Origin of the sequence: Serratia nevei (genome assembly GCF_024160145.1) — a bacterium.
In the GTDB taxonomy this organism is placed as follows: Bacteria; Pseudomonadota; Gammaproteobacteria; order Enterobacterales; family Enterobacteriaceae; genus Serratia; species Serratia nevei_A.
Genome location: NZ_JAMYWQ010000221.1, coordinates 1 through 213, shown reverse-complemented (window position 1 = coordinate 213; position 213 = coordinate 1). Strand labels below are relative to the sequence as shown.

1 protein-coding gene is annotated in these 213 nt (G+C 59.2%); it reads right to left on the bottom strand.

Annotated features, from left to right (window positions below):
* Positions 1–213 (bottom strand): ATP-binding protein (locus M6G53_RS25470; RefSeq protein WP_253335332.1); only part of this gene is annotated, 213 nt, incomplete at both ends.

The window sequence follows — 213 nt, the reverse complement described above, 5'->3', positions numbered from 1 at the left end:
CTCAGATAGCCTTTAAGTTCCCCCTGGCGGTGAGCGGCGACCAGTTGCAGCATCATGTCTGCGGCGGTAATAAATCGGACGCTTAGCCCGGCCATCGCGCACTTATAGGCCAGAGCGGCAGCAATATGACTCTTGCCCACGCCCGATGGCCCCAGCAACACGATGTTCTCCTGACGTTCTATGAACGCCAGGCCACCCAGCTCCTGGATCTGC